This is a genomic window from Chryseobacterium sp. W4I1 (genome assembly GCF_030816115.1).
Lineage (GTDB): Bacteria > Bacteroidota > Bacteroidia > Flavobacteriales > Weeksellaceae > Chryseobacterium.
Genome location: NZ_JAUSXQ010000001.1, coordinates 3,133,000 through 3,156,367 on the forward strand (window position 1 = coordinate 3,133,000; position 23,368 = coordinate 3,156,367).

At 36.3% G+C, this 23,368-nt stretch carries 20 protein-coding genes; 11 read left to right on the plus strand and 9 right to left on the minus strand.

Annotation, left to right across the window (positions count from 1 at the left end):
* Positions 1 to 205: 205 nt before the first annotated feature.
* Complete coding sequence (gene abc-f, locus QF044_RS14680) at positions 206 to 2,095, plus strand: ribosomal protection-like ABC-F family protein (RefSeq protein ID WP_307268749.1); 1,890 nt, start codon at positions 206 to 208, stop codon at positions 2,093 to 2,095.
* Positions 2,096 to 2,208: 113 nt separating this feature from the next.
* Here the strand turns inward: abc-f and QF044_RS14685 are convergent, their stop codons facing one another.
* Positions 2,209 to 3,264 (minus strand): Gfo/Idh/MocA family oxidoreductase, encoded by a 1,056-nt coding sequence (locus QF044_RS14685; protein ID WP_307268751.1) that lies wholly within the window; start codon positions 3,262 to 3,264, stop codon positions 2,209 to 2,211.
* 188 nt (positions 3,265 to 3,452) lie between these two features.
* Between QF044_RS14685 and QF044_RS14690 the strand changes: the two genes are divergently transcribed.
* The 3 genes from QF044_RS14690 (at position 3,453) to QF044_RS14700 (ending at position 7,021) form a co-directional block, all read left to right on the plus strand.
* On the plus strand, positions 3,453 to 5,675 hold the full coding sequence (locus QF044_RS14690) for a TonB-dependent siderophore receptor (protein ID WP_307268755.1): 2,223 nt from the start codon (positions 3,453 to 3,455) through the stop codon (positions 5,673 to 5,675).
* Between the two features lie 79 nt (positions 5,676 to 5,754).
* Positions 5,755 to 6,270, plus strand: a complete 516-nt coding sequence (locus QF044_RS14695; RefSeq protein WP_307268758.1) for a hypothetical protein — start codon at positions 5,755 to 5,757, stop codon at positions 6,268 to 6,270.
* Between the two features lie 160 nt (positions 6,271 to 6,430).
* A complete protein-coding gene (locus QF044_RS14700) occupies positions 6,431 to 7,021 on the plus strand; it encodes a hypothetical protein (protein WP_307268761.1) in 591 nt (196 codons plus the stop codon).
* A 98-nt stretch (positions 7,022 to 7,119) separates the two neighbouring features.
* Here QF044_RS14700 and QF044_RS14705 read toward each other — a convergent pair whose 3' ends face one another.
* On the minus strand, positions 7,120 to 7,755 hold the full coding sequence (locus QF044_RS14705; protein WP_307268764.1) for a peroxiredoxin: 636 nt from the start codon (positions 7,753 to 7,755) through the stop codon (positions 7,120 to 7,122).
* 96 nt (positions 7,756 to 7,851) lie between these two features.
* On the opposite strand from QF044_RS14705, the gene QF044_RS14710 reads away from it, so the two are divergent.
* Entirely contained in the window at positions 7,852 to 8,736 is an 885-nt protein-coding gene (locus QF044_RS14710) for a mechanosensitive ion channel family protein (RefSeq protein WP_307268768.1), read from the plus strand.
* A 40-nt stretch (positions 8,737 to 8,776) separates the two neighbouring features.
* On the opposite strand, the gene QF044_RS14715 is transcribed toward QF044_RS14710, so the two are convergent.
* The 6 genes from QF044_RS14715 to QF044_RS14740 form a co-directional block, all read right to left on the minus strand.
* A complete protein-coding gene (locus QF044_RS14715; RefSeq protein ID WP_307268770.1) occupies positions 8,777 to 9,259 on the minus strand; it encodes a hypothetical protein in 483 nt (160 codons plus the stop codon).
* 83 nt (positions 9,260 to 9,342) lie between these two features.
* A complete protein-coding gene (sucC, locus tag QF044_RS14720; protein ID WP_307268774.1) occupies positions 9,343 to 10,533 on the minus strand; it encodes an ADP-forming succinate--CoA ligase subunit beta in 1,191 nt (396 codons plus the stop codon).
* 134 nt (positions 10,534 to 10,667) lie between these two features.
* Positions 10,668 to 11,942 carry a chloride channel protein gene (locus tag QF044_RS14725; RefSeq protein ID WP_307268777.1) on the minus strand — a complete coding sequence of 425 codons (1,275 nt, stop codon included), beginning with the start codon at positions 11,940 to 11,942 and terminating at the stop codon, positions 10,668 to 10,670.
* 120 nt (positions 11,943 to 12,062) lie between these two features.
* Positions 12,063 to 12,449 carry a DUF423 domain-containing protein gene (locus tag QF044_RS14730; RefSeq protein WP_307268780.1) on the minus strand — a complete coding sequence of 129 codons (387 nt, stop codon included), beginning with the start codon at positions 12,447 to 12,449 and terminating at the stop codon, positions 12,063 to 12,065.
* A 1-nt stretch (position 12,450) separates the two neighbouring features.
* A complete protein-coding gene (locus QF044_RS14735; RefSeq protein WP_307268782.1) occupies positions 12,451 to 13,461 on the minus strand; it encodes a hypothetical protein in 1,011 nt (336 codons plus the stop codon).
* 229 nt (positions 13,462 to 13,690) lie between these two features.
* Complete coding sequence (locus tag QF044_RS14740; protein WP_307268785.1) at positions 13,691 to 15,019, minus strand: hydroxymethylglutaryl-CoA reductase, degradative; 1,329 nt, start codon at positions 15,017 to 15,019, stop codon at positions 13,691 to 13,693.
* 186 nt (positions 15,020 to 15,205) lie between these two features.
* Here QF044_RS14740 and QF044_RS14745 point away from each other — a divergent pair, with 186 nt between their 5' ends.
* The 4 genes from QF044_RS14745 (at position 15,206) to gap (ending at position 19,751) form a co-directional block, all read left to right on the plus strand.
* Positions 15,206 to 16,465 carry a putative DNA modification/repair radical SAM protein gene (locus tag QF044_RS14745; RefSeq protein ID WP_307268788.1) on the plus strand — a complete coding sequence of 420 codons (1,260 nt, stop codon included), beginning with the start codon at positions 15,206 to 15,208 and terminating at the stop codon, positions 16,463 to 16,465.
* 108 nt (positions 16,466 to 16,573) lie between these two features.
* A complete protein-coding gene (locus QF044_RS14750) occupies positions 16,574 to 17,332 on the plus strand; it encodes a TIGR03915 family putative DNA repair protein (protein WP_307268791.1) in 759 nt (252 codons plus the stop codon).
* A gap of 399 nt (positions 17,333 to 17,731) precedes the next feature.
* Positions 17,732 to 18,718, plus strand: a complete 987-nt coding sequence (gene pfkA / locus QF044_RS14755; protein WP_307268794.1) for a 6-phosphofructokinase — start codon at positions 17,732 to 17,734, stop codon at positions 18,716 to 18,718.
* 28 nt (positions 18,719 to 18,746) lie between these two features.
* Complete coding sequence (gene gap / locus QF044_RS14760; RefSeq protein ID WP_307268797.1) at positions 18,747 to 19,751, plus strand: type I glyceraldehyde-3-phosphate dehydrogenase; 1,005 nt, start codon at positions 18,747 to 18,749, stop codon at positions 19,749 to 19,751.
* Between the two features lie 114 nt (positions 19,752 to 19,865).
* On the opposite strand, the gene QF044_RS14765 is transcribed toward gap, so the two are convergent.
* Complete coding sequence (locus tag QF044_RS14765; RefSeq protein WP_307268799.1) at positions 19,866 to 20,756, minus strand: hypothetical protein; 891 nt, start codon at positions 20,754 to 20,756, stop codon at positions 19,866 to 19,868.
* Between the two features lie 429 nt (positions 20,757 to 21,185).
* Between QF044_RS14765 and QF044_RS14770 the strand changes: the two genes are divergently transcribed.
* Together QF044_RS14770 and QF044_RS14775 are read left to right on the plus strand one after the other, a co-directional pair.
* Entirely contained in the window at positions 21,186 to 21,959 is a 774-nt protein-coding gene (locus QF044_RS14770; protein ID WP_307268801.1) for a LuxR C-terminal-related transcriptional regulator, read from the plus strand.
* An 88-nt stretch (positions 21,960 to 22,047) separates the two neighbouring features.
* A complete protein-coding gene (locus QF044_RS14775) occupies positions 22,048 to 23,244 on the plus strand; it encodes an oxygenase MpaB family protein (RefSeq protein WP_307268804.1) in 1,197 nt (398 codons plus the stop codon).
* Positions 23,245 to 23,368: the final 124 nt, after the last annotated feature.

The window sequence follows — 23,368 nt, forward strand, 5'->3', positions numbered from 1 at the left end:
TTTAGTTAAATTTATAATAAAAAATCACCAACCAGTGACCATAATTCTAAAAAATACATAATTCCGATCCTTTATCAATGAAACCGCTGAACTGCATTTCAGAATTTAATTCAGGGATTTGAATCGTGTTATGTAAAAGTTTTCTGGTTACATTTTTGTACTTTTGCGGCTCAATACAAAATCAATATCAAACCATTACATTCCAATGAATTACGTTTCTGTAGAAAATCTTACTAAATCTTACGGCATCAAAGTCTTGTTCCAGGATATCTCTTTTCATGTCAATGAAGGGGACAAAATAGCCATCGTTGCCAAAAACGGAAGCGGAAAATCTACCCTTCTTAAAATATTAATGGGGAAAGAAATTGCAGACAGCGGAACTGTAAGCATCAATAAGGATATTCAGGTGGTTTTATTTGACCAGGAAATCGATTTTGATTCTGATCTTACTATTGATGAGTTTATGATGACGCTTGATTCCGCCCCTATTCAGGCTTTGAAAAATTATCATAAATCCTTGCTTTCCACAGATTATGATTTCATTGAAAAAGCTTTGGCAGAAATGGAAATCCATAAGGCCTGGGATCTGGAGAATGACATGAAACAAATTCTGTCTCAGCTAAAGATCACAGATCTGGAAGCAAAAATGGGAACACTTTCGGGAGGGCAGATCAAACGTGTTGCTTTAGCAAAGCTATTGACTGAAACGAGAGCTGAACACCGCCATACACTTCTGATCATGGATGAGCCTACCAACCACCTTGATGTGGAAATGGTAGAATGGCTAGAAAGCTATCTGAGTAAAGCAAAAATCACATTGATTCTGGTGACTCACGACCGGTATTTCCTGGATGCCGTTTGTGGAATTATCTGGGAAATGGAAGATAAAAACCTGTATGTTCATAATGGTTCTTATGCAACTTATCTTGAAAATAAGATGATTCGTGAGGATAATATGAACTCTACCATCGATAAAGCGAATAATCTTTACAGGAAAGAACTTGAATGGATGCGCAGACAGCCTAAGGCCAGAACTACAAAATCGAAATCCAGACAAGATGACTTTTATGAAACTGAAAAAATAGCTAAAACTGACACGAGAAAAGAATCTCTAGAGCTTGACTTCGAGATGAAAAGACTCGGGAACAAAATTTTAGAGCTTAGAGATATTTCTAAAAGCTATGGTGATAAATTATTGCTAAAAGATTTCAGTTATCAGTTTCAAAGAGGTGAGAAAGTAGGAATCGTAGGAAAAAATGGTGCCGGAAAATCTACTTTACTAAATATCATCCAGGGGCTTGAACCAAAAGATTCTGGAGAAATTGAGACCGGAGAGACAATTAAATTCGGATATTTTTCACAAAAAGGATTAAAATATAAAGAAGATGAAAGAGTCATTGATTTCATCAAGGAAATCTCCGAAAACTTTCCTTTAGCAAACGGAAAAACCATTTCTGCATCACAGTTTTTGAGACTGTTCCTGTTTGATGATCAAACACAATATTCGCCTATTTCAAAACTTTCGGGAGGTGAAAAAAAAAGACTGCATCTGATGTATATTTTGTATCACAACCCTAACTTCCTGATATTTGACGAACCTACAAATGATCTGGATCTTCCGACTCTTACCGTATTGGAAAACTTCCTGCTGAATTTTCAAGGCAGCTTGATTATTGTATCTCACGACAGGTATTTTATGGACAGAATTGTTGACCATATTTTAGCTTTTGAAGGGCAGGGAAAAATCAGAGACTTTATCGGGAATTTCTCAGAATACAGAGAAGCCAAAAGCCGGGAGGATGCGCTGGAAAAAAATGCAGTATCCAAACCTGAACCTGTAAAAGAAATTGTTGCAGCACCTCAGGTTTCTCAACCTTCTTCTCAAAAAAGAAAAATGTCATTCAAAGAACAGAGGGAGCTGGAAACGATAGAAAAAGAAATGCCTGAACTTGAAGAAAAGCGTGCCAAGATCATGGACCAGCTCAATAACGAAACAGAATACGAAAAGGTGGCCAGTCTTTCTGCAGAACTGGAAGCTATTTCTGAAAAGCTGGAAGGATATGAGATGAGATGGCTGGAACTTCAGGAAATATGATGAGTAAAGGGATTTGAGAGTGGAAGAGTTTTAGGGTTATAGTGTTAGAAAATGCCAATTAGACTCAAATACTTTTACTCTAAAACTCTCCTACCCTCAAATCCAATATGCTCTTACAAATAAACTACTTTCCCGGCTTTTGAACTTTCAAGGGAGGCATCTATGATTTTCATATTCTGAACCACTTCCCTTCCCTGAGACGGCAATGCATATCCGAAAACGATGTACTCATAGATCTGCTGATAGTAATTCATATAATTTCCGGGTTCGCTGGCGGTCAGTATCCTTTCTGTTTCTGAATCTTCATTTAAAAAGTTTAAAATTCCATCTGTTCCTTCTAATGGCTTAGTCCATTCATTGCCATAGACAGGGATGGATCCTGCAACCAATTCATTTTCCTGGTTGTCTGTTCTTTCCTGCAGAAAACTTCCTTTTTCTCCGTGAACCGCATAAGCATAATGTGCTTCTTTGGTGAAAACAGATGATTTAAGCCTTACCCTAAGATCATTCTTATAATATAGAAGGATTTCAAAATAGTCATTAGCATATTCTTCTCCTTTCATTGAGAAAACGTCGGCAAAAAGCTTTTCAGGATATCCGAAATACTGTACAGCCTGATCTACCAGATGAGATCCCAGGTCATGCAAAGAACCTGAACCGGTCTGCTGAGGATCTTCTTTATGCTGTTTACCACTCGGTGCAGTACGGAATCTATCGAAACGGATTTCTGCTTCTTTAATGGTTCCTAATTTTCCTTCACTCAATATTTTCTGTACCTGCAAAAAATCACGGTCAAACCTTCTGTTCTGGTAAACACTTAAGAACAATCCTTTTTCTTCTGCCAGATCCACCAGTTGTTCAGCTTCTGAAACACTTACTGTAAAAGGTTTTTCTACGATTATATTTTTCCCTGCTTCCAGTGCCATCTTTGCATATTCAAAATGGGTCTGCACAGGTGTATTGATAATCACCAGTTCTATATCTGCATTCTGAAGCATTTCTTCTACGGAGCGGTAGATGGTGGCTTCGGGATATTTTTCTTTAGATTCTTCTTTGCTTCTTTCTACGACAGCAGCCATAAAAAACCCGGGATGCTCTTTCAAAAAAGGGGCATGAAATATTTTTCCGCTCATTCCAAAGGCACAAAGTCCTGCTTTTACCAATTGCATATGTATAAATTTTAAACAAATATATTCAATAATCCTCAGTATAGAAATCAATAATATCAGTAATGAGTATTACAAAATTCTTTAAATATGATATAAATCATTTTATTGTTTTTATTAATTCTAAATTAACCCATTCCAAATTCTTATTTTTGCCCCCTATTTAAAACTATTCTATATAAAAATAATAAATGAAAAGACAGTTACTTTCTTTAGGACTTTTATTAACCGCTGTATCAGTGGCTGCTCAGCTGAAAAATGTTGAAGCAGATACATTAAGATCTCAGACGATAGAAGATATTAACCTCCATAAGACCGGAAATCCAAACCAGGCAAGAACGTTATCTACCAAGTCAACGCTTACGGTCATGGAAAATCCGCAGCCTATTTCTATTATAACCCATGAGATCATTGAGCAGCAGCAGGCAAAACAACTGAGTGATGTCCTTCAGAATGTAAACGGTATGTACGTTACATCATCCAGAGGAAATTCTCAGGACAGCTTTGGTGGTCGTGGTTTCATTTTAGGAAATGATAATATTTTTAAAAACGGAACCAGAATCAACAGTGGTGTTTTCCCTGAAGTAAGCGGTATGGAAAGAGTGGAAGTCTTGAAAGGAGCCAATGCAATGCTTTATGGAAATACGGCCGCAGGTGGTATCATCAATATGATTACCAAAAAGCCTAAGTTCAACTTTGGAGGAAGTGTGGGTCTTAACGGAGGCAGCTGGAATTCTTACAAACCAACAGTGGATATTTATGGGCCCCTATCGAAGAATATTGCATTCAGAGTAAACGGCGCTTATGAATACGCTGAAAGTTTCAGAGATGTTGTAGAGTCTGAAAAATATTATTTCAATCCTTCATTTTTATTCAATTTAAGTCCGAAATCACAATTAATTGTAGAAGCGGATTATCTTAAAAATAATTTTACTCCCGATTTTGGGATTGGGTCTATTACCAATAAAGATCTAAGTTATTCATTGAACGATTCTGTAAGCAGAAATACATTTTTCGGTACAGACTGGCAATATCAGAATGTACAACAAACTTCAACGAATGTAACCTTCAATCACCAGTTAAGTACTAACTGGACGTTAAATGCCGTTGCCTCTTACCAAAATTATAAGAAAGATTATTTTTCTTCTGAGCGTGTGCAATGGATTTACGATAAAAAAATCTCTGAAAATCGTCTGACTTGGGCAAGACCATTTAATAAAACCTACAATGAAACCAATTACGGTTCTGCTCAAATAAATATTAATGGAGAATTTAATACCGGAAAAATCAGTCATAAATTATTAGTAGGAGCCGATACTGACTATAATCAGGCAGATTCTTATGCGTTTAATGTGGCAGCACCTGCCAATATTTTATTTCTGGATGATCCATCAACATGGGGAAATGTTGCAATGCCAAATACCAGTGACAATTCACTAACGAGAGTCAACACCCGAAGAATTGGTATTTATGCCCAGGACTTTGTAAGTTTAACTAAACAGCTTAAAGTTATTGCCGGGCTTCGTTGGTCTTATATAGAAAATATGCCTTCTATTAAGACAAGTTATGCAACTCCAGCTAAACCTCAGGAGAAGATCTTCGTTTCAAATTCTGCAACGTCAGATCAGGCTTTTTCTCCAAAAGTAGGTTTGGTTTATATGCCTGATGATAATCTTTCTGTTTTTGCTACGTATACCAACTCATTTTCTGCAAACGCCGGAATAACAATTTTTAGTGAAGCACTTAAACCGACTACTATAGATCAATATGAAGTAGGGGTCAAAAAGAATCTGTGGAACAATGCACTAGCCGTTAATTTATCATTATATCAAATAATTAATCACAACTCTTACCAAACGGCTTTAGTTAAAGCAGACGGAACTGTAAACAGCGACACAAACATTAAAGAATTTACGGGGAAAATGAGAAGCCGTGGTCTAGAATTAGACATTACCGGAAATCCTACAGAAAATCTTTCTATAATAGGGGGTTTCTCTTACAACAATTCAGTATATCTTGACACTCCTGAAGATGTTGGATATGTGGAGAAACAAAGACTTGTAAGAACTCCAGCTACAACTGCTAATGCTTCAGTATTCTATAAATTTACGCGATTTGCCAAAGGATTAAAAGTAGGGGCGGGTGCTTATTTCATTGGTGACCGACTAGCCGGTTGGAATGACACAAAAAAAGGAAACAATAGTTTAGCCGCCAGAAATGGAGTAAGCAGAGTATTTGAATTAAAAGATTATACGACGGTAACTGTATCCGTAGGCTACGAGTGGAAAAAATTCTCAATTCAGGGAAAAGTGGGTAACTTATTTGATGTAGTGAATTATAATGTACACGAAAATTATTCGGTAAACCCTATCACACCGAGAAACTATTACTTTACACTGACTTACAAACTTTAGAATTTAATACGTTAATAATTTCATCATTCAAAGCGGAAGTCACATCTTCCGCTTTAAAAATTATAAAAAAGCAAACGATATGGACAAGATTAAGGACACAAGAAGCTTTATGAGAATTACACACCGTTATCTCGGCTATTTTCTTGCAGGAATAATGGCTATATATGCATTGAGCGGGGTTCTCCTGGTTTACAGGGATACAGATTTCTTAAAAAAAGAAAAACAGTATGATAAAACGGTGGCTTCCCATCTTTCAGAAAAAGAACTAGGTAAGGAACTAAAAATCAAAGGACTGGAAGTAGAAAAAACTGAAGGAAATATATTGTACTTTAAGCAGGGAACCTACGATACAGCATCCGGAAAGGCAAAATATTCTAAAAAGGAACTTCCTTTCCTTCTTGACAAGATGGTGAAACTTCACAAATCCCAGTCAAAAGAGACATTGTCGCCCCTGAATACATTTTTCGGAATTTCTTTATTCTTCTTTGTCATCTCAAGTTTCTGGATGTTTAATCCAAAGTCCAAAGCATTTAAAAGGGGAATTAAGTTTACAATTGCAGGACTTATCATTTCAGTGCTCCTTTTATGCATCTAAATTATCGTATCATCAAAAAAAAGCCATAATAATTCACATTTCGATCACCCAAAAATTAACAATAATTCTGAGTTTTTATCTAAAATTAAGAAGTCTGGCACCATTCTTGTGTTTTCTCTAATCTACAAATGATAACATTTAATTATTAAAATAATAAATTATGAAAAAACTAATTTTTGCAGGAATATTGGCAGCAACGGGTTTGACTGCAACAGCTAATGCTCAGATTCAACAAGGTAATTGGATGGTAGGAAGTAGCCTTATAACAAGTAACTTTGGATTAAATACAGGGGGAGGTTATAACATAGGATTGCAGCCGAAAGCAGCTTATTTTATAAAGGATAATGTTGCAGTGGGTGGATATGTGGATTTAGGTATCAGCAAAGTTACCAACGGATCACCGACAGACTTTACTTATGGTGTTGGTGCATTAGGACGTTATTTCCTATCACCTGGAGAAAAAGGGGTAGATAACCTACTTCACCACGGGAGATGGTTCCTTGAAGGTAACGTAGGTATTGGAGGTAGATCTGTTGAAAACGGAGATTCTACAACCGGTTTAGATTTTGGTGCTGGTCCTGGTTATTCTTATTTTATTACTCCTAATATCGGTATTGAAGGTTTAGTAAAATATAAAGGTAGAGCAGGATTTGGTAGCGAAGGTTTAAATTCAAATATTACTTTCAACGTAGGATTCAGTATTTACTTACCGACTTCAAAAGCTAGGGAAGTAGCGAATGATATTAAGTAATCACTTACATTCAACAAATAAAAAATGAAATCGCCCCGAAATATTTTTCGGGGCGATTTTCGTACAAATTAAAACTAAACTATAAAAAATCAAATAAATCATGTATTGGGTTGAGGCGTATATCTCAGATACGGTTTTATTTCTGTCACTCCTTTCGGGAATATCTTTCTGGCTTCCTCTGTAGAAATGGCCGGCGGAACAATAACATCATCCCCGTTTTGCCAATTGACAGGAGTAGCTACTTTATGTGAATCAACCAGCTGAAGAGAATCAAGCACTCTCAGGATTTCATTAAAATTCCTTCCTGTAGAAGCTGGATAAGTAATGATCAATCGTATTTTTTTATCCGGATCAATAATCAGTAAAGAGCGTACAGTAGCAGTTACCGAAGCATTTGGATGAATAAAGTCATAAAGCTCGGATATTTTTCTGTCCTTGTCTGCAATGATAGGAAACTGCACATCCGTATTTTGGGTCTCATTGATATCTTTAATCCAGTTTTGATGATCTTCTACTCCATCTACACTCAATGCAATAACTTTAGTTTCCCTTTTATCAAATTCTGATTTCAGCTTTGAAGTATAACCGAGTTCCGTAGTGCATACCGGAGTATAATCTGCAGGATGCGAGAACAGGATTCCCCATGAATTTCCTAAGAACTCATGAAATCTGATATCACCTAAAGAAGTCTCTGCCTGAAAGTCCGGTGCTGTATCTCCTAGTTTGATTGACATAATATTCTGCTTTGTTAGTCTACAAATTTAGTAGACTTTTTGGAACTGGCAAAATTTTTGTTGAAATTTATCTATCTTTAATAAAATTTTTTTTTCATGCAGAACAATGGATACAGCTACGTAGATGTTATTTACAGAGTTTTGGAAAGCTGGTATATGAGGTTTGCCGAGCTTACTCCTAAATTAATCGTCGGAATTTTAGTATTTTCCTTCTTTCTTGTTACCAGTAAATATTTGAGCTTAGGTGCTGTAAAATTATTTCACAAATTTTTCCCAAAGAGCCAAAAAGAGAGTTCTCTGGTTACTTTAATAAGTATATTCAGATTCCTGATTATGATGATGGGAACTTTTATCGCCCTCGAAATCATGGGCTTTAGTGGTTTCCTTTGGAAATTTATCGGAAGTTTAGGAGTAGCCGGGGTGATTGCCGGGGTTGCTTTGAAGGACCTGGTATCCAGTATTTTTTCAGGAATGCTGATCGGTATTGATAAAGCTTTTAAAATAGGAGATTACATCACAATCGGGGCTCATTCCGGAACGGTTCAGGAAATTGGTTTTTTAACAACAAAAATTATTACCGATGACGGAAAGAAAGCGTATATTCCCAATCAGATCATTTTCAATGCTCCTTTTTACAATATTACAGCCTCGCCGCAGCGCAGAATTATTTTAAACTTCGAGATCCCTGCAGATGAAGATATCAGCAAAGCACAGAAAGGGATGCTGGATGTCATTAAAAACCTGGATGGTATAGATAGACTTGATACTTCAGAAGTGATCTTTACCGACTTAAAACAGGGGAATTTTAATCTTCAGGCTAAATTCTGGATGAAAGTAGGTGCCAACATGGTTCAGGTGAAAAGTGAGGCCTATCTGAAGATCAAAGAACGTTTGGATACCGACCATATTCAACTGGTCACTCCAACAAGCATCAGCATTACCAATGGAGAATCTCTTTCTGTTGAAAATCAGGACAAATAATATCAACCGCTTTTCTTAAGCGGTTTTTTTATGCCTTACCTTATTTTTGATGTTTCAATTTCAGACTGTCTTTCCCTTGCATTTTTGCAACGGAGTCATGCTGGATCAATGTTTCTCCCATTACAAAATTATCATTGGATGGAAGACTGTCTTTTTGAATGCCTGAAGCAATTGTTGTTACTTTCTCTTTCTCTTTTGGTTTGGAACAGCTGATCAAAAATAAAATCATGGAAACAATAGCCAAAGCCATTTTATTATTTCTCAACAGGCCAGGAATATATTGAAAAGATTTGTTTTTTACAGATAAACATTCCCCTTTCTCTATAGCCAGTTGATGCCTAAAAAATCTACCGCAGATGTCTTCACCCTGCTTCTCTTTGAAAATAGATTCAATTTCATGGGATTTCTTTTCTGTAAAATCAATCACACCTTTACTGCAGACGGAGCAGAATCTTCCTTTTTCTTGGGGAGACATAGTTTCCCAGCTTTCGGAGCATGGCCTGGGGATGTACAATTTTTTCATCGAACTGTTTTTTTTAGTATTTAAATATAAAAAAACCGCTCCAAAGAATGGAACGGTTTCTGAATTTATTTTAAAGTTTAGTCTTAAGCTAAAACTTCTTTTACTTTGTTTGCAGCTTCTTCCAAAGTAATTGCAGAGTGTACAGGAAGACCTGACTCATCAATTAATTGCTTAGCTTCAACAGCATTAGTTCCCTGTAATCTTACGATCAATGGAACCGGAAGGCTACCCATTGCTCTGTAAGCATCTACAACTCCCTGAGCTACTCTGTCACATCTTACGATACCTCCGAAGATGTTGATTAGGATTGCTTTTACGTTTGGATCTCTAAGGATGATTCCGAAAGCAGTCTGTACTCTCTGAGCATCTGCAGTACCTCCTACGTCAAGGAAGTTAGCCGGGCTACCACCAGATAATTTGATGATATCCATCGTTGCCATAGCAAGACCGGCACCGTTTACCATACAAGCAACGTTACCGTCTAGTTTTACGAAGTTAAGACCAGCTTCACCCGCTTCAACATCCATAGGATCTTCTTCTCTTGTATCTCTTAATTCAGCAAGATCTTTATGACGGAATAATGCATTACCATCTAAAGTAACCTTAGCATCAACAGCGATAATTTTGTTATCAGAAGTTTTCAAAACCGGGTTGATTTCGAAAAGAGAAGCATCAATTCCTGTGTAAGCATTGTAAAGAGATGCAATGAATTTTGTGAATTCTTTGAAAGCATTTCCTTCAAGACCCAGGTTGAAAGCAATTTTTCTAGCCTGGAATCCCTGAAGACCTAAAGCTGGATCAATGATTTCTTTGTGGATCAAATGAGGAGTTACCTCAGCAACATGCTCAATATCCATCCCCCCTTCAGTAGAATATACGATTGTATTTTTACCTTCAGCTCTGTCTAAAAGAATAGAAACATAAAATTCTTTAGTTTCAGATTCTCCAGGATAATAAACATCTTCTGCAACCAAAACAGAGTGTACTTTTTTACCTTCAGCAGACGTTTGTGGAGTGACCAACTGCATTCCGATGATATTCTGAGCGTTTTCTTTAAGCTTATCCATGTTTGGAGAGAACTTTACACCACCACCTTTACCACGTCCACCTGCGTGAATTTGTGCTTTTACCACCCAAGCCTGAGCTCCGGTTTCAGCAGTCAATTTTTCTGCAGCTGCTACAGCTTCATCTACGTTGTTTGCAACGAAACCACGTTGGATAGCTACTCCGTACTTTGATAAAATCTCTTTTGATTGATACTCGTGAAGATTCATATTATTTTTATTATTTTATTTTAAAATTTAAAGGTTGACAAATTTACTAAAAAGACATGGAAGTTCAAGTTTATTGACTTAAAAATTAAGGAAAGGGAAACTTGATTTTTAACATATCCTCTGAATTTGCTTTATCATTCAGATAATTTTTCAGACTGCGAACCAATGAACGGAATTTTCGGAGCCATGAAATACCCGGTTAAGCTTGCGAAAAGTATTGGAACGAAATATGTGAATCCAGTGAGTGTTCCCAGAATTATTGTCGTACTCATTGGTGTTCTGGTTACACAGGCATTAATTGCAGCCATACAGCTTACAATTGCCAGGGTGGTATCTACTGTAGGAAATAACTGATGAATAATCAGTCCTAAAGTGGTTCCCACAAAAAATAAGGGGATAATGAAACCTCCTCTCCAGCCTGAAGTTACGGTCACCGCAATCGCTACAATTTTAAAGATGAGAATTACAATTAAAAAGTTCAATGCGAAATTTCCATTGATCAGCTCGTTGATTTCATGATGCCCAAAATATCTTGTAATAGGAAAATTATAGGCAATAATCCCTAAAATAATTCCTCCGACTAAAGTTTTTATATAAATAGGAAATGGTCTGTATTCGAAAATTTTTTTGAAAAATTTGACTACGAAAATAAAGAGCCAGCCGAATAAAGTTCCCACAGCTCCAAAAGCCACCGCATACAGAAAATCATATACTCCAGAATAATGATAAGCTTTCAGGTCCCAGGTTGCACCTATTCCTAAATGAATAATCAAAGCAAACATAACATAGCTGAAACAGCTGGCCACCAAAGCAGGAATAATGGCTTTATAATATTCCACGGCATGTTTGTGATGTAGAATTTCAAGTGAAAAGAGACTTCCTCCAAGCGGAGCTCCAAACAGTGCTGTAAACCCTGATGCCATTCCTGCAATACTCAGGGAACGCAGCTCCTCTCCTTTCAGTCTGAAAATTTTCCCCAACCACGTTCCGGTAGATCCGGTTACCTGAACTAAAGGCGCTTCCGGACCGAGACTTCCACCCGAGGCCACACAAAACAGAGACGAAAGGATCATGGATGGATTATTTTTAGGATCCAGTTTTCCTTTATTAAACCTGATATTATTAACGATCAAATGAATTTCCCCGGGATCTCCTATAAAGTGAATGACCAGTCCCGCCAGCAAGCCACAGATAGCCATGGTAGGAATTACCATCCATCCCTGAAACTGCACTAAAAATTCCGTAAAATATTCCAATACGATCCAGTAACCGCCGGCAATGGCACCACCTACGAGACCTGTTAAAGCCCACATAAAAAAAGTGCGGCTGAAAACAAAAGGATTGAATTTTATGGGTTGATCCAGAAGATTAAATGTTCTTATTAACCGTCTTCTTCTATTGATTTTCATTTGAATTGATTTTTATACATTTCTGCTCAATAGTCAATTTTACTTCGCAAAGTGAATGGTGAATAATAAAACTGTTAAAATTCACAATTGACAATTGACATCTACTAAATGATGAAAAGTCTAAATCCTGTTTTTAGCAAAGTAAAGGATAAGCATTCCCCAGCTTAGAATCATGAAAAGACCTCCAAGCGGCGTAATAGGTCCTAAAAACTTCAGATTTGCTCCCAGATAGTCCTGTAAGCTCAGGAAATAAATGCTGAAAGAAAACAACATTGTTCCTGCAATCATGAAAATAGAGATCCATTTTTGTGACGAGGTATCAAATTTTAAAATGTATCCGACAATCAGTAGAAAGAAGGCAGCATACATCTGATACCTTACTCCGGTTTCAAAACTTTCCAGCCTTTCTACGGATAATATTTTTTTTAATGCGTGTGCCCCGAAAGCCCCAAGAATGACTGACAGCATGCCATATGCAGCACCGAAAATTAAAGTAATTGTTTTCATTTTATAATTCTTCTAATTCTAGATTTAAATATTTTTTTGTTTTGTAATCCTGCCAGGTTCCGGTGATTTTGTTTCCTTTCAGGTCTGCTTCTATTAAAGCTTTGGGAATCCAGGCTTTTTGTTCTTCACTATGATAATCATCTTCTGTCATAGATAAATGATCATGTACAAATTCTCCTCGCCAATTGATGAGCTTTTTATTTTTATCATACCAATAGACTGATGAAAAAGATCCGTCTTCATTAATTTCATTGATTAAAACTGTAATCGGATATTTTCCGTCAATTTTTCCTTTATAAAGTCTATTACTTATGCCCGGTTTCGAAACTGTCTGTTCAGAACCTGAAAGCAAATTTCTGGCATATGCACTCCAATGTTTTTCCAATTCTTTATACGAAAGTATTATTTCATGATTCCCCAAATCATCCAAAGCTCTTGAAGCATGATTGGAGCACCGTCCTACAACAACCATCAGTTTATCTTTTCCAAAAAAATATTCTAAATACTGTAACGTATTGTCCGTAAAACATTGCTCATAAATATCAATCTGCTCTGTTTCATCTTCCGAACCGTTTTTGTTAGATTTTAATTCAACAATAAAATCATTAATTCTTTTTCTAACTCTCTGATTAATTAAATTTTCAACTGTTTTAATTGAATTAGGCTGAAATAAATCCTGAAGATTAATATAATTTCCCGTTCTTAAATCAAAATTCTTCCAATTGGAAAAATTCTCAGAATAAGCTCCTGTAGCTTCGCCATTAATAGAAACAGTCAAAATATTTTTAGGAGTTTCTAATTTCTCCCAACTGTAAAAATCTATATAATTTGTATAAGAATTTGTAGCAGTAGAAGCCAGTTTAAAAGGATTTCCTCCGGAATTTGGAATATACTCCAATTCACTTACCTGCAAGAAAGTATTGATTTTATTTTCTACTGAAGGATTTTTTGAATAAGAAATCACCGGAAAAACAAAGTCTTCAGATTTTGGCTGCAGATCAGTTATTTTCACATTTTGTTGCTGAGAAAAGCTTAAACCCGAAAGTAACAGGAAGAATAAAATTTTCGGCTTCACTATTTCGACTTTATATAGATTAAAATCAATTTTGCCACCAAGGTTGAAATTCCCAATATAATAAAGACATTGGAAAGTTTTTTAGAATTTCTAAATCCCGGTGATGTCGTTTTCTTTAAAAAGATTCCGAAGATGATGAATATAACGGGTAATATAATCTGTAGCATTATTGACCTCTTAATCTATTAAACTCGTGGATCACCTCGTGATGACTTACCGTTTTATCTTTAAAATAAGTCACAAAGTGCTGTTTTTCTTCTTCTGTAGCTCCCATCTGATTTAAAATATTCAGCAAATGCATTTTCATATGTCCCTTCTGAATTCCCGTTGTAACCAAAGAACGAAGAGCCCCAAAATTCTGGGCAAGTCCTGAAACAGCCAGAATACTCATCAGCTCCTGTGCAGAAGGTTTTCCTAAAAGAGCCAGAGAGAATTTTACCAGAGGATGAAGATTGGTAAGCCCTCCTACTACACCTACCGAAATCGGAAGATCGATCCAGAATCTGAAAATCCCATTATCCGTTGTACAGTGTGTTAAAGATCTGTATTGTCCGTCTCTCGCTGCATAGGCATGCGCACAGGCTTCTGTTGCTCTGAAATCATTTCCGGTAGCGATCACTACCGCATCTACTCCATTCATTACTCCTTTGTTATGAGTTGTAGCACGGAAAGGTTCAATTTCAGCGATGGTAACAGCCTGTTTGAATTTTGCAGCAAATTCTTCATTGGAAATTCCGCTGTCATCCTTTAAATCATCAATTTTACAGGAAACTTCAGCTCTTACAATACAATCCGGAGTAAAGTTGGAAAGAATATTCATCACGATCTGAAGTGTACTTTTTTCTTCCTGTGTGAAATCTTCACTCGTTGCAATCTCCTGCTTCATGGTTTTCCCGAACTGCTCAAGACATGAATTGATAAAATTTGCCCCCATAGAATCTACCGTATCAAAGCTGGCCTTAAGTTGGTAGTAATTCGGCATTTCAGCAGTTTTGTCAATTAATTTGATATCTAAAATCCCGCCCCCGCGCTTTCTCATGTTGGCCGTAATATCTTCAGTCGCTTCAAACAGTTTTTTCTTTAAACTGAAATTAAAGAAATGTAAAAGTTTATGAGGTTCTACATTAAATATAAAGTGAGTATGGCCTAGTTTTTCATTGTTGATAATGGTAGTTTTAAAACCGCCTTTATCGATCCAGAATTTCGCAGCTTTGGAAGCTGCTGCCACTACTGAACTTTCTTCAACAGCCATTGGAAGAGCAAATAATTTTCCATCAATCAGGAAATTTGGGGCAATTCCGTAAGGCATATAGAAATTGGAGATGGTATTTTCAGAAAATTCTTCGTGAAGCTTCTGAAGATCAGCATTCCCATTCCAATATTGTTTTAGTATAGTTTGATATTCTTCGTTTCCTTCAAGGTATTCGTTTACAAGCCAATCGATTTTCCCCTGCTTTGTAAGTTTAGAAAAACCTTCTACCGGTTTATGATTCATATGGATTTGTTTATTTTTTACGTAACCGTTGTTTACAATTTCACGTATAAATTTAATATGCGTAAAGATAGTAATTTTGTAAATCACCATTGTTGATAACTTCCATCGAAAAATATTGTTATTTATCAATTTTGGAACTACTTTTGAATAAAGTTTAGATACAAATTATAACATCTTTCAAAAAGTATGAATTTTGAACGCCTTAAAGAAAAACTTGAAATCCTTGCCGATGCAGCGAAATATGATGTTTCCTGCTCATCAAGCGGAGGGACAAGAAAGAATAAAAAAGGCGCTTTAGGAGATAGCTCCGCAAGCGGGATTTGCCATACCTATACGGAAGACGGACGGTGTGTTTCCCTGCTTAAAATTCTTCTCACGAATCATTGCATCTATGATTGTGCTTATTGTGTATCCAGAAGCTCAAACGATATTAAAAGAGCGGCTTTTACAGTGGAAGAAGTGGTTGACCTGACCATTAATTTTTACCGTAGGAATTATATTGAAGGACTTTTTCTGAGCTCCGGTATATTCAAAAATGCTGATACTACGATGGAGCGCCTGGTAAGAGTCGCAAAAAAATTACGTCTGGAAGAAAATTTCAATGGTTATATCCATCTGAAATCTATTCCGGGTGCGAGTGATGAGCTGATGCAGGAAGCTGCTTTATATGCGGACAGACTCTCTATTAACCTTGAAATTCCTACGGAAAGCGGATTAAAATTATTGGCTCCGGAAAAAAACCGCCAAGATATGCTGAATCCCATGAAATATATCCAGAATGGGATTGCTCAATACAAAGACGAAAAGAAAATTTTCAGAAAAGTTCCCAAATTTGCACCTGCAGGACAATCTACGCAGATGATTGTTGGAGCAACCAATGAAAATGATTTACAGATCATCAAAGTGGCAGATCATTTTTATAAGAATTTCAATCTGAAAAGAGTTTATTATTCCGGCTATGTACCTGTTTTAGAAGACAAAAGACTTCCTTCTCTGACGACGGAAGTTCCGATGCTCCGTGAAAATCGTTTGTACCAGTCAGACTGGTTGATGAGATTTTACGGATTTAAGGCAGAAGAAATTCTGGATCCCACGATGCCTTTTCTGGATCTTGAAGTAGATCCTAAATTGAGCTGGGCTTTAAGACATTTGCATCAATTTCCTGTCAATTTGCAAACTGCCGACTATCAGATGATTTTAAGGATTCCGGGAATTGGAGTGAAAACTGCACAGAAGATCGTTCAGGCACGCCGTTTCCAGATTTTAAATATGGATCATCTGAAAAAGCTGGGAGCCGCTGTTAACCGGGCAAAATATTTTATTGATTTCAATGCAGGAAATGCTTATCTGAAATATTTAACGGATATCAATTTAAGGAAACTACTTGTAGGTGGAAGCTCTTCTAAGTTTCACAATCAGTTTTCACAGCAGCTGAGTTTGTTTTGATTTAAAACACAATTGCGCAAATGTTCAGGAACTTTACTAATCATATAACTGAAATATCAAATCAATTCACTCTAAAACTCCAAAAACCCTATAACTCTCTAACTCAACATGACCACCCTACTGTATGACGGAAGTTTCGACGGACTTTTAACTGCTGTATTTGAAGTTTTTGAATACCGCTACAAAGATGTAGAAATTGTGAGCAAAGAAAGATTGTATCAGGAAAATATTTTTGCAGAAGTACATGAGGTCATTACTCAAAATGACAAAGCTGAACGGGTTTTAAACAAACTGGAACAGAATATCGGAAAGTCAGGAGTTCATGAGCTCTTAAAAGTTTTCTTGTCAGAAAATCCTGAACTGGAACATCTTATTTTATCTGCCGTTCAACAATCAGTTAAGCATCCTGATGAAAATATTCTGCAAAATTACGCAGACAGTAATATTTTAAAAATTTCAAAGATCTGCAAATCCGTAAGCAGGGAAAGACACAGAATGACCGCTTTCGTTAGGTTTGAAAAGATGCAGGACGGCGTTTTCTTTGCAAAAATAGATCCTGATTTCAATGTTCTTCCGCTTATCCGTAAACATTTTAAAGACCGTTATCAGGATCAGAAGTGGATGATCTATGATTTAAGAAGGAATTACGGAATTTTATATGATCTGGAAGAATCAGACTTTTTTTATCCTGAAGAAAAGCTGGACCTTTATAAATATGAGCAAAAGTTCCATAATGAGGAACAGAATTACCAAACGCTATGGCAACGCTACTTTACGAAGACCAATATTGTTGAAAGAAAGAATTTAAAACTGCATGTTCAGCATGTTCCGAAGAGATACTGGAAGTACTTGACAGAGAAATGGTGATTTGAAAATGATAAACCCCGTTATTTTCTCGCTGACTGAACAGATGACGCAGATTTTTAATCTTAAATAATAACACAAACATCTGTGTAAATTTGTATCATCTGTGGTAATAAAATATTGACTTTTCACAAACATACATTAGCACTGCTTTTTACTCTAGCACATTGAGCGCACGACACAGATTTCTTTAGATTGTTAATACATCTACGATCTTTTTGAGAAAATATTTTGACATAATACAGTCTTAATGTAAATGCTGCAGAAACGAAAACGGCGAGGTATTTTTTTAAACCTACAAATTTTAGAAGCTTTTAATTATTTTATATTCAAAACTCTTCTCAACTTACTGCCATTATCTGAACTTGTTTTTGTAAATTTGTGTTCGAAATTTTTTACTAGATGAAAGAGAGTGCTGTAAAAAAAATTGCAGTTCTTACCTCAGGAGGTGACTCTCCGGGTATGAATGCAGCATTAAGAGCGGTGGTAAGAACCGCAAACTATTATAATATTGAATGCTACGGAGTAAGGGAAGGCTATAACGGCCTCATCAACGACGATTTCCTCAAAATGGGTCCCCGTTCCGTAAAAAATATAATCAACCAGGGCGGAACAATTCTTAAATCCGCCAGATCCGTGGAATTCAGAACTCCGGAAGGACGTCAGAAAGCCTATGACAACTGTGTAAAACATGGTGTAGATGCATTAGTGTGCATTGGCGGTGACGGTACTTTTACAGGGGCAAAGATCTTTTACGAAGAGTTCGGAATCAGAGTGATCGGTGTACCGGGAACTATTGATAATGATATTTTCGGAACGGATAACACCATTGGTTATGACACGGCTCTGAATACAGCGATGGAAGCTATTGATAAGGTTCGTGATACGGCAACCTCTCACAACAGAGTTTTCTTTGTAGAGGTAATGGGTCGTGATGCCGGTTTTATCGCTTTAAACAGTGGATTGGCAACTGGTGCCCTGGATATCCTTATTCCAGAGAAAAAAGACAGCATGGAAGATCTTTTCGCAAATTTCAGAAAAGCAGAAAAGACCGGAAAAGCATCAAGCATCGTTGTAGTGGCTGAAGGTGAAAAGCTGGGAAGCATCTATGATCTCGCAGATCAGACTAAGAAAGAATTCCCTGAATATGATATCCGTGTAACAATCCTGGGACATATCCAAAGAGGTGGCTCCCCAAGCTGTGCAGACAGAGTTTTGGCCAGCAGACTGGGTTACGGTGCCGTAGTAGGTTTAATGGAAGGAAAAACAAATGTAATGGCCGGAATGCGTTCCAATGATATGGTATATACGCCAATCGAAGACGCCATTAAAAAACATAATGAAATCAATAAAGATCTTTTACTGATTTCTGAAATTTTAGCAATCTAATTATTTTTATAATTTAAAACAAACTATTATGTCAACAATCAAAGTAGGTATCAACGGTTTTGGTAGAATTGGACGTCTTGTTTTCAGAGCAATGACTGAAAGAGACAACATTGAAGTAGTAGGAATCAATGACCTAATCAATGCAGAATACATGGCTTACATGTTAAAATATGATTCTGTACACGGTATTTTCGCAGGAGAGGTTTCTGTAGAAGGAAATGATCTTGTAGTAAACGGAAAAAGAATCAGAGTAACTGCTGAGAGAGACCCGAACAACCTAAAATGGAATGAAGTAGGTGCAGACTATATTGTAGAATCTACAGGTCTTTTCTTATCTAAAGAATCTGCTCAGGCTCACATCAATGCAGGGGCTAAAAAAGTAATTCTTTCTGCTCCTTCTAAAGACGATACTCCAATGTTTGTAATGGGTGTAAACCACAAGGAACTTACTGACGATATCAAAATTTTATCAAACGCTTCTTGTACAACAAACTGTTTAGCTCCACTGGCTAAGGTAATTCACGATAACTTCGGAATTGTAGAAGGTCTTATGACTACGGTACATGCTACAACAGCAACTCAGAAAACTGTTGATGGTCCTTCTGCTAAAGACTGGAGAGGTGGTAGAGCTGCTCTTAACAACATTATCCCTTCTTCTACAGGTGCTGCTAAAGCAGTAGGAAAAGTAATCCCTTCATTGAATGGAAAACTTACAGGGATGTCTTTCAGAGTACCTACAGTAGACGTTTCTGTAGTTGACCTTACAGTAAGATTAGAAAAAGCTACTTCTTACGATGAGATCTGTGCTGCTATCAAAGCTGCTTCAGAAGGTGAATTGAAAGGAATCTTAGGATACACTGAAGATGCAGTAGTTTCTCAGGATTTCGTAGGAGATAAGAGAACTTCTATCTTCGACAAAGATGCCGGTATTATGCTTTCTCCAAACTTTGTAAAACTTGTTTCTTGGTATGACAACGAAATGGGTTACTCAAACAAATTGGTAGATATGCTTGTACACGCTGCTTCCTTATAATCAGTAATGAGCAATCCGCAATAAATAATGAAACCTTCCCAGCTGGAAGGTTTTTTTGTTTGAATTTAAATCAGCAGTCACAACTGATTCCAACCTGTAGTTTTAACTAAATAATTAGAATATTTTATACCCAAACCCGATTCCCAGCCAAGGTTTTTTGTTGTGATTCCATATTTCTGCATCTTGACCAATAGCATAGTCGAAACCCAAAAATGCACCTAAATTGATACTATTATAAGAGTAAGTAAATCCTATCGCTATAGATCCTAATCCTTTTGTAAATTCTGAATCATCAAGAATCGGAGAATCTGATAAATCTGTATTCGTTTTATTTAGCTTTACCGAAGATGCTCCCAATAAAATCCCTCCCGTCACTTTCCAGGTATTCTCTCTGATTCCTACCTCTTTCTGATATAAATAAGCTGTCTTACCTATTGAATATCCTACAAAAAGATTTCCATTAATTCCTGTAGAAAAATCCTCTTTCAAACCATTTTTCCCTTTGAAACGATATTTGAACGGAACAGTAATTCCATTTACAGTCCAGCTTCTTGTTTTTAACCTGATCGTTCTCCGGTTTTCCAATTTGTAAAAGTAGACAGTATCTTTATTATACCTTGACAAAAATGGATTAACAATTAATCTATCTTTTGAAGCAGCAACCATTGCATTCGTAATGCCCTCTAATTTCACATCAACAGTTTGTGTCTTGGTTAAGGTTTTAAAGAAATCTTCATTGACATCTACTTCCCTCACTACATCTACTTCTTTACCCGAAATATTTTCTTTCTGTATCAACTTAATTTTAGTACCTATCTCATAATCTTTAATGAGTTCCTTTTTTTCACTTTCACTCAATTGATCATACTTCACAATTACTTCTTTTTTTAATGTATAATCATAAATAGGATAACTGGGAATGATGTAATGCTTCTTAAATTCTTCTTGTCCAAAAACCATTCCTGCCCATCCCAGCAGAAATAGTATTAATACATTTGTTTTCATGGCTATTAATTTTCCACAAAGTTTCAAATTTCATGAATACAAGTAAATTACCCGTTCGGGTGATATTTAAAGATAGAAGGTGTAAAATAGGCAAAGAAAAAGCCTCTACAGCAAAGAGAGGCTATTAGTTTATCATTTTCAAACAACTAAAAAGAAAAGAGTAAACTGTTTTTATAACATTCATTTAAGTAACTTCAAATTAAAACTATCCGTAAAGACAGTTCATCTATTTATTCTTTTGGTAGTTGATGTTTTATCTAATCAATATAAACTTAAAAAAATTAAATCATTAAATAAAACGAACAGAATAAATTGAGTTTCCTTGGTTATTAGTTACTACAAAGTTTAGAATTTTATCAAAGTAAAAAAATCCCCCTTTTGTGGTATTTTGCAAGTATTTTCATTATTTTAGCGTAAAACTATATATTCATGGAAAATTCGGAAAAAAAGCACCCTCTGATTGAGGTATGGAATACATATCCGGGTACCAGAAGAGACAGAAAGATTCTGGATAAGCCTCCAGTGGAACGTATTATCAGTGAGATGTTTGCTATTGGTGAATTTTACTATTATGCCCTGAATCTTACCAACAGTACTCTTTCGCACCATCACGAAAACATTCTTAAGCTTCATGGTCTCTCAACTTATCCCGAGAATTTAAAAGATGTCATTGATCTTACTCATCCTGATGATATTGAATTTGTCATGAAAGCGGAACAGACCCTTATTGACAAAATGACTGAAATAGGGCAGGAAAATCAACTTTATATTAAATGCAGCTATTGCTTCAGGATGAAAACCGCAGAAGGAAATTATGAACTGTTCCATCACCAGTCTGTGATCACCATGGAGGATGAGACGGGCATTCCTATACAGGCTTTAAACATTCATACCAATATCCATCACATCACAAAAGAAAATCCTTATACCGTTCTGGTTTCCGGGATTGGTTCCAGAAATGATTTTCATCAGATAAAGCTGGGCAGCTTTTCTAAGCACGAGAACTTTTCAGAACATTTAACAAAAAGAGAAATGGAAGTCCTTGCCTTAATTACCAAAGGCTATTCCGGACCGGAAATAGCCCAGGCAATGATCCTGTCTGAACACACCGTACGCACTCACCGAAAAAATATTTTAAGAAAAACAGATTCCAGAAACTGCAAGGAACTTGTAAAAAAAGCTTTTGAAAGAGGACTCATTTAGTGTCTTTGGTTCCTGATAACAAAACCGTGAACGAGACTGATAAATCTCACCAATCAATTTCGGTTCAAAACTTGTATTTTTATATACAATGGAAGGAATTACTGTACATCCCCGTTTTAAAGATTCACCCCACTTCAAAGATTTCTGGGAAAAGGGTAATGGAAAACTACTGATCGATTTTTCAGGAGCTGAAGTGAGCTTTAAAGACTTTGACCAATTTTCACATTATTTTTATCATGTTGACGAAACCGGTGATGAAGTGGTAAAGGACGTTTATTGGGTAAAAAAATTCAAAGAAGCTTCTGCAGATATCGAACATTACATACGAAATGGCGTTTCCGAAAAAGACAATATACCCGAAAGTGTAAAAAAGCTTTTCGGCCAGACACAACAAATTCCGGAATGGCTTGATTACAATCTTTTGAAAAGTGGCGTAGAACTATGCATGCGAAGCAATCTCGATTCGCTGATCTCATTACGGGATTATTGCCTGATCGGAGGTTATGATTATGCTTACCTCAACAAACCTCTCACTGCCACAGAAGCACTGAAAAAAGGAGCAGTAAAACGTCTTTCAGAAACACTGGATTTTTGGGTAAATGTAACGCGTTATGATGCCTTGGAAGTCCATGCCAAGGGTTATGAATTTGCTATAAAGACCCGCCTGATTCATTCTTACGCCAGACTTTCCATAAAGAAATATTATAAACAATGGGATACTGAAAACTGGGGTGAACCGATCAATTCCTGGGATATGATGGCCACCTATATTGGGTTCAGCCTTGTGTTTCTTCACAGTCTTCAAAAACTGGGAAATACTTTTTCTAAGGAAGAAGAAGATGGAATTTTTCATTTGTGGAAATATGTAGGATATCTGCTGGGAATTCCCGAACGTCTTCTTCCGGACAACAAAAAGCAGGCAACGGAATATTTTTATTTATGGACTTCCATGCAACCGCCTTCGGATAAAGATTCTATTCTTCTGGCTCATTCTTTATTGAATGAATCTCTGGAAAATCCTATTTTAAAATATAAATTCCAAAGAACCAATCTCAGGTATCTCCACATCTGCTGTACATGGTTTCTCCTTGATGATGAAGTTTGCAAAAGGCTTCAGATTCCTGATGTTCCGAACAGAAATCTGTTTCCAAAAACAAAGATCCTGATTAACAAAATATATGATAAGATAGTAAGCCGTGATGCCAGAATAAAGAAAGGTAATAAAGATCAGATGAAAGTATTGAAAGACTATCTGGAAATTACAAAAAATTCAAATTTCCATTAAAGAAAAGCGGAAAAGTATCTACATTAAAAGATAAAAAATATTCTTTATGTTTTGAATCATAAAATTCTGCATCCTGTTCGTAATGAATGATATCAGCTTTCAAATTTTATTATTTTTTAACTTA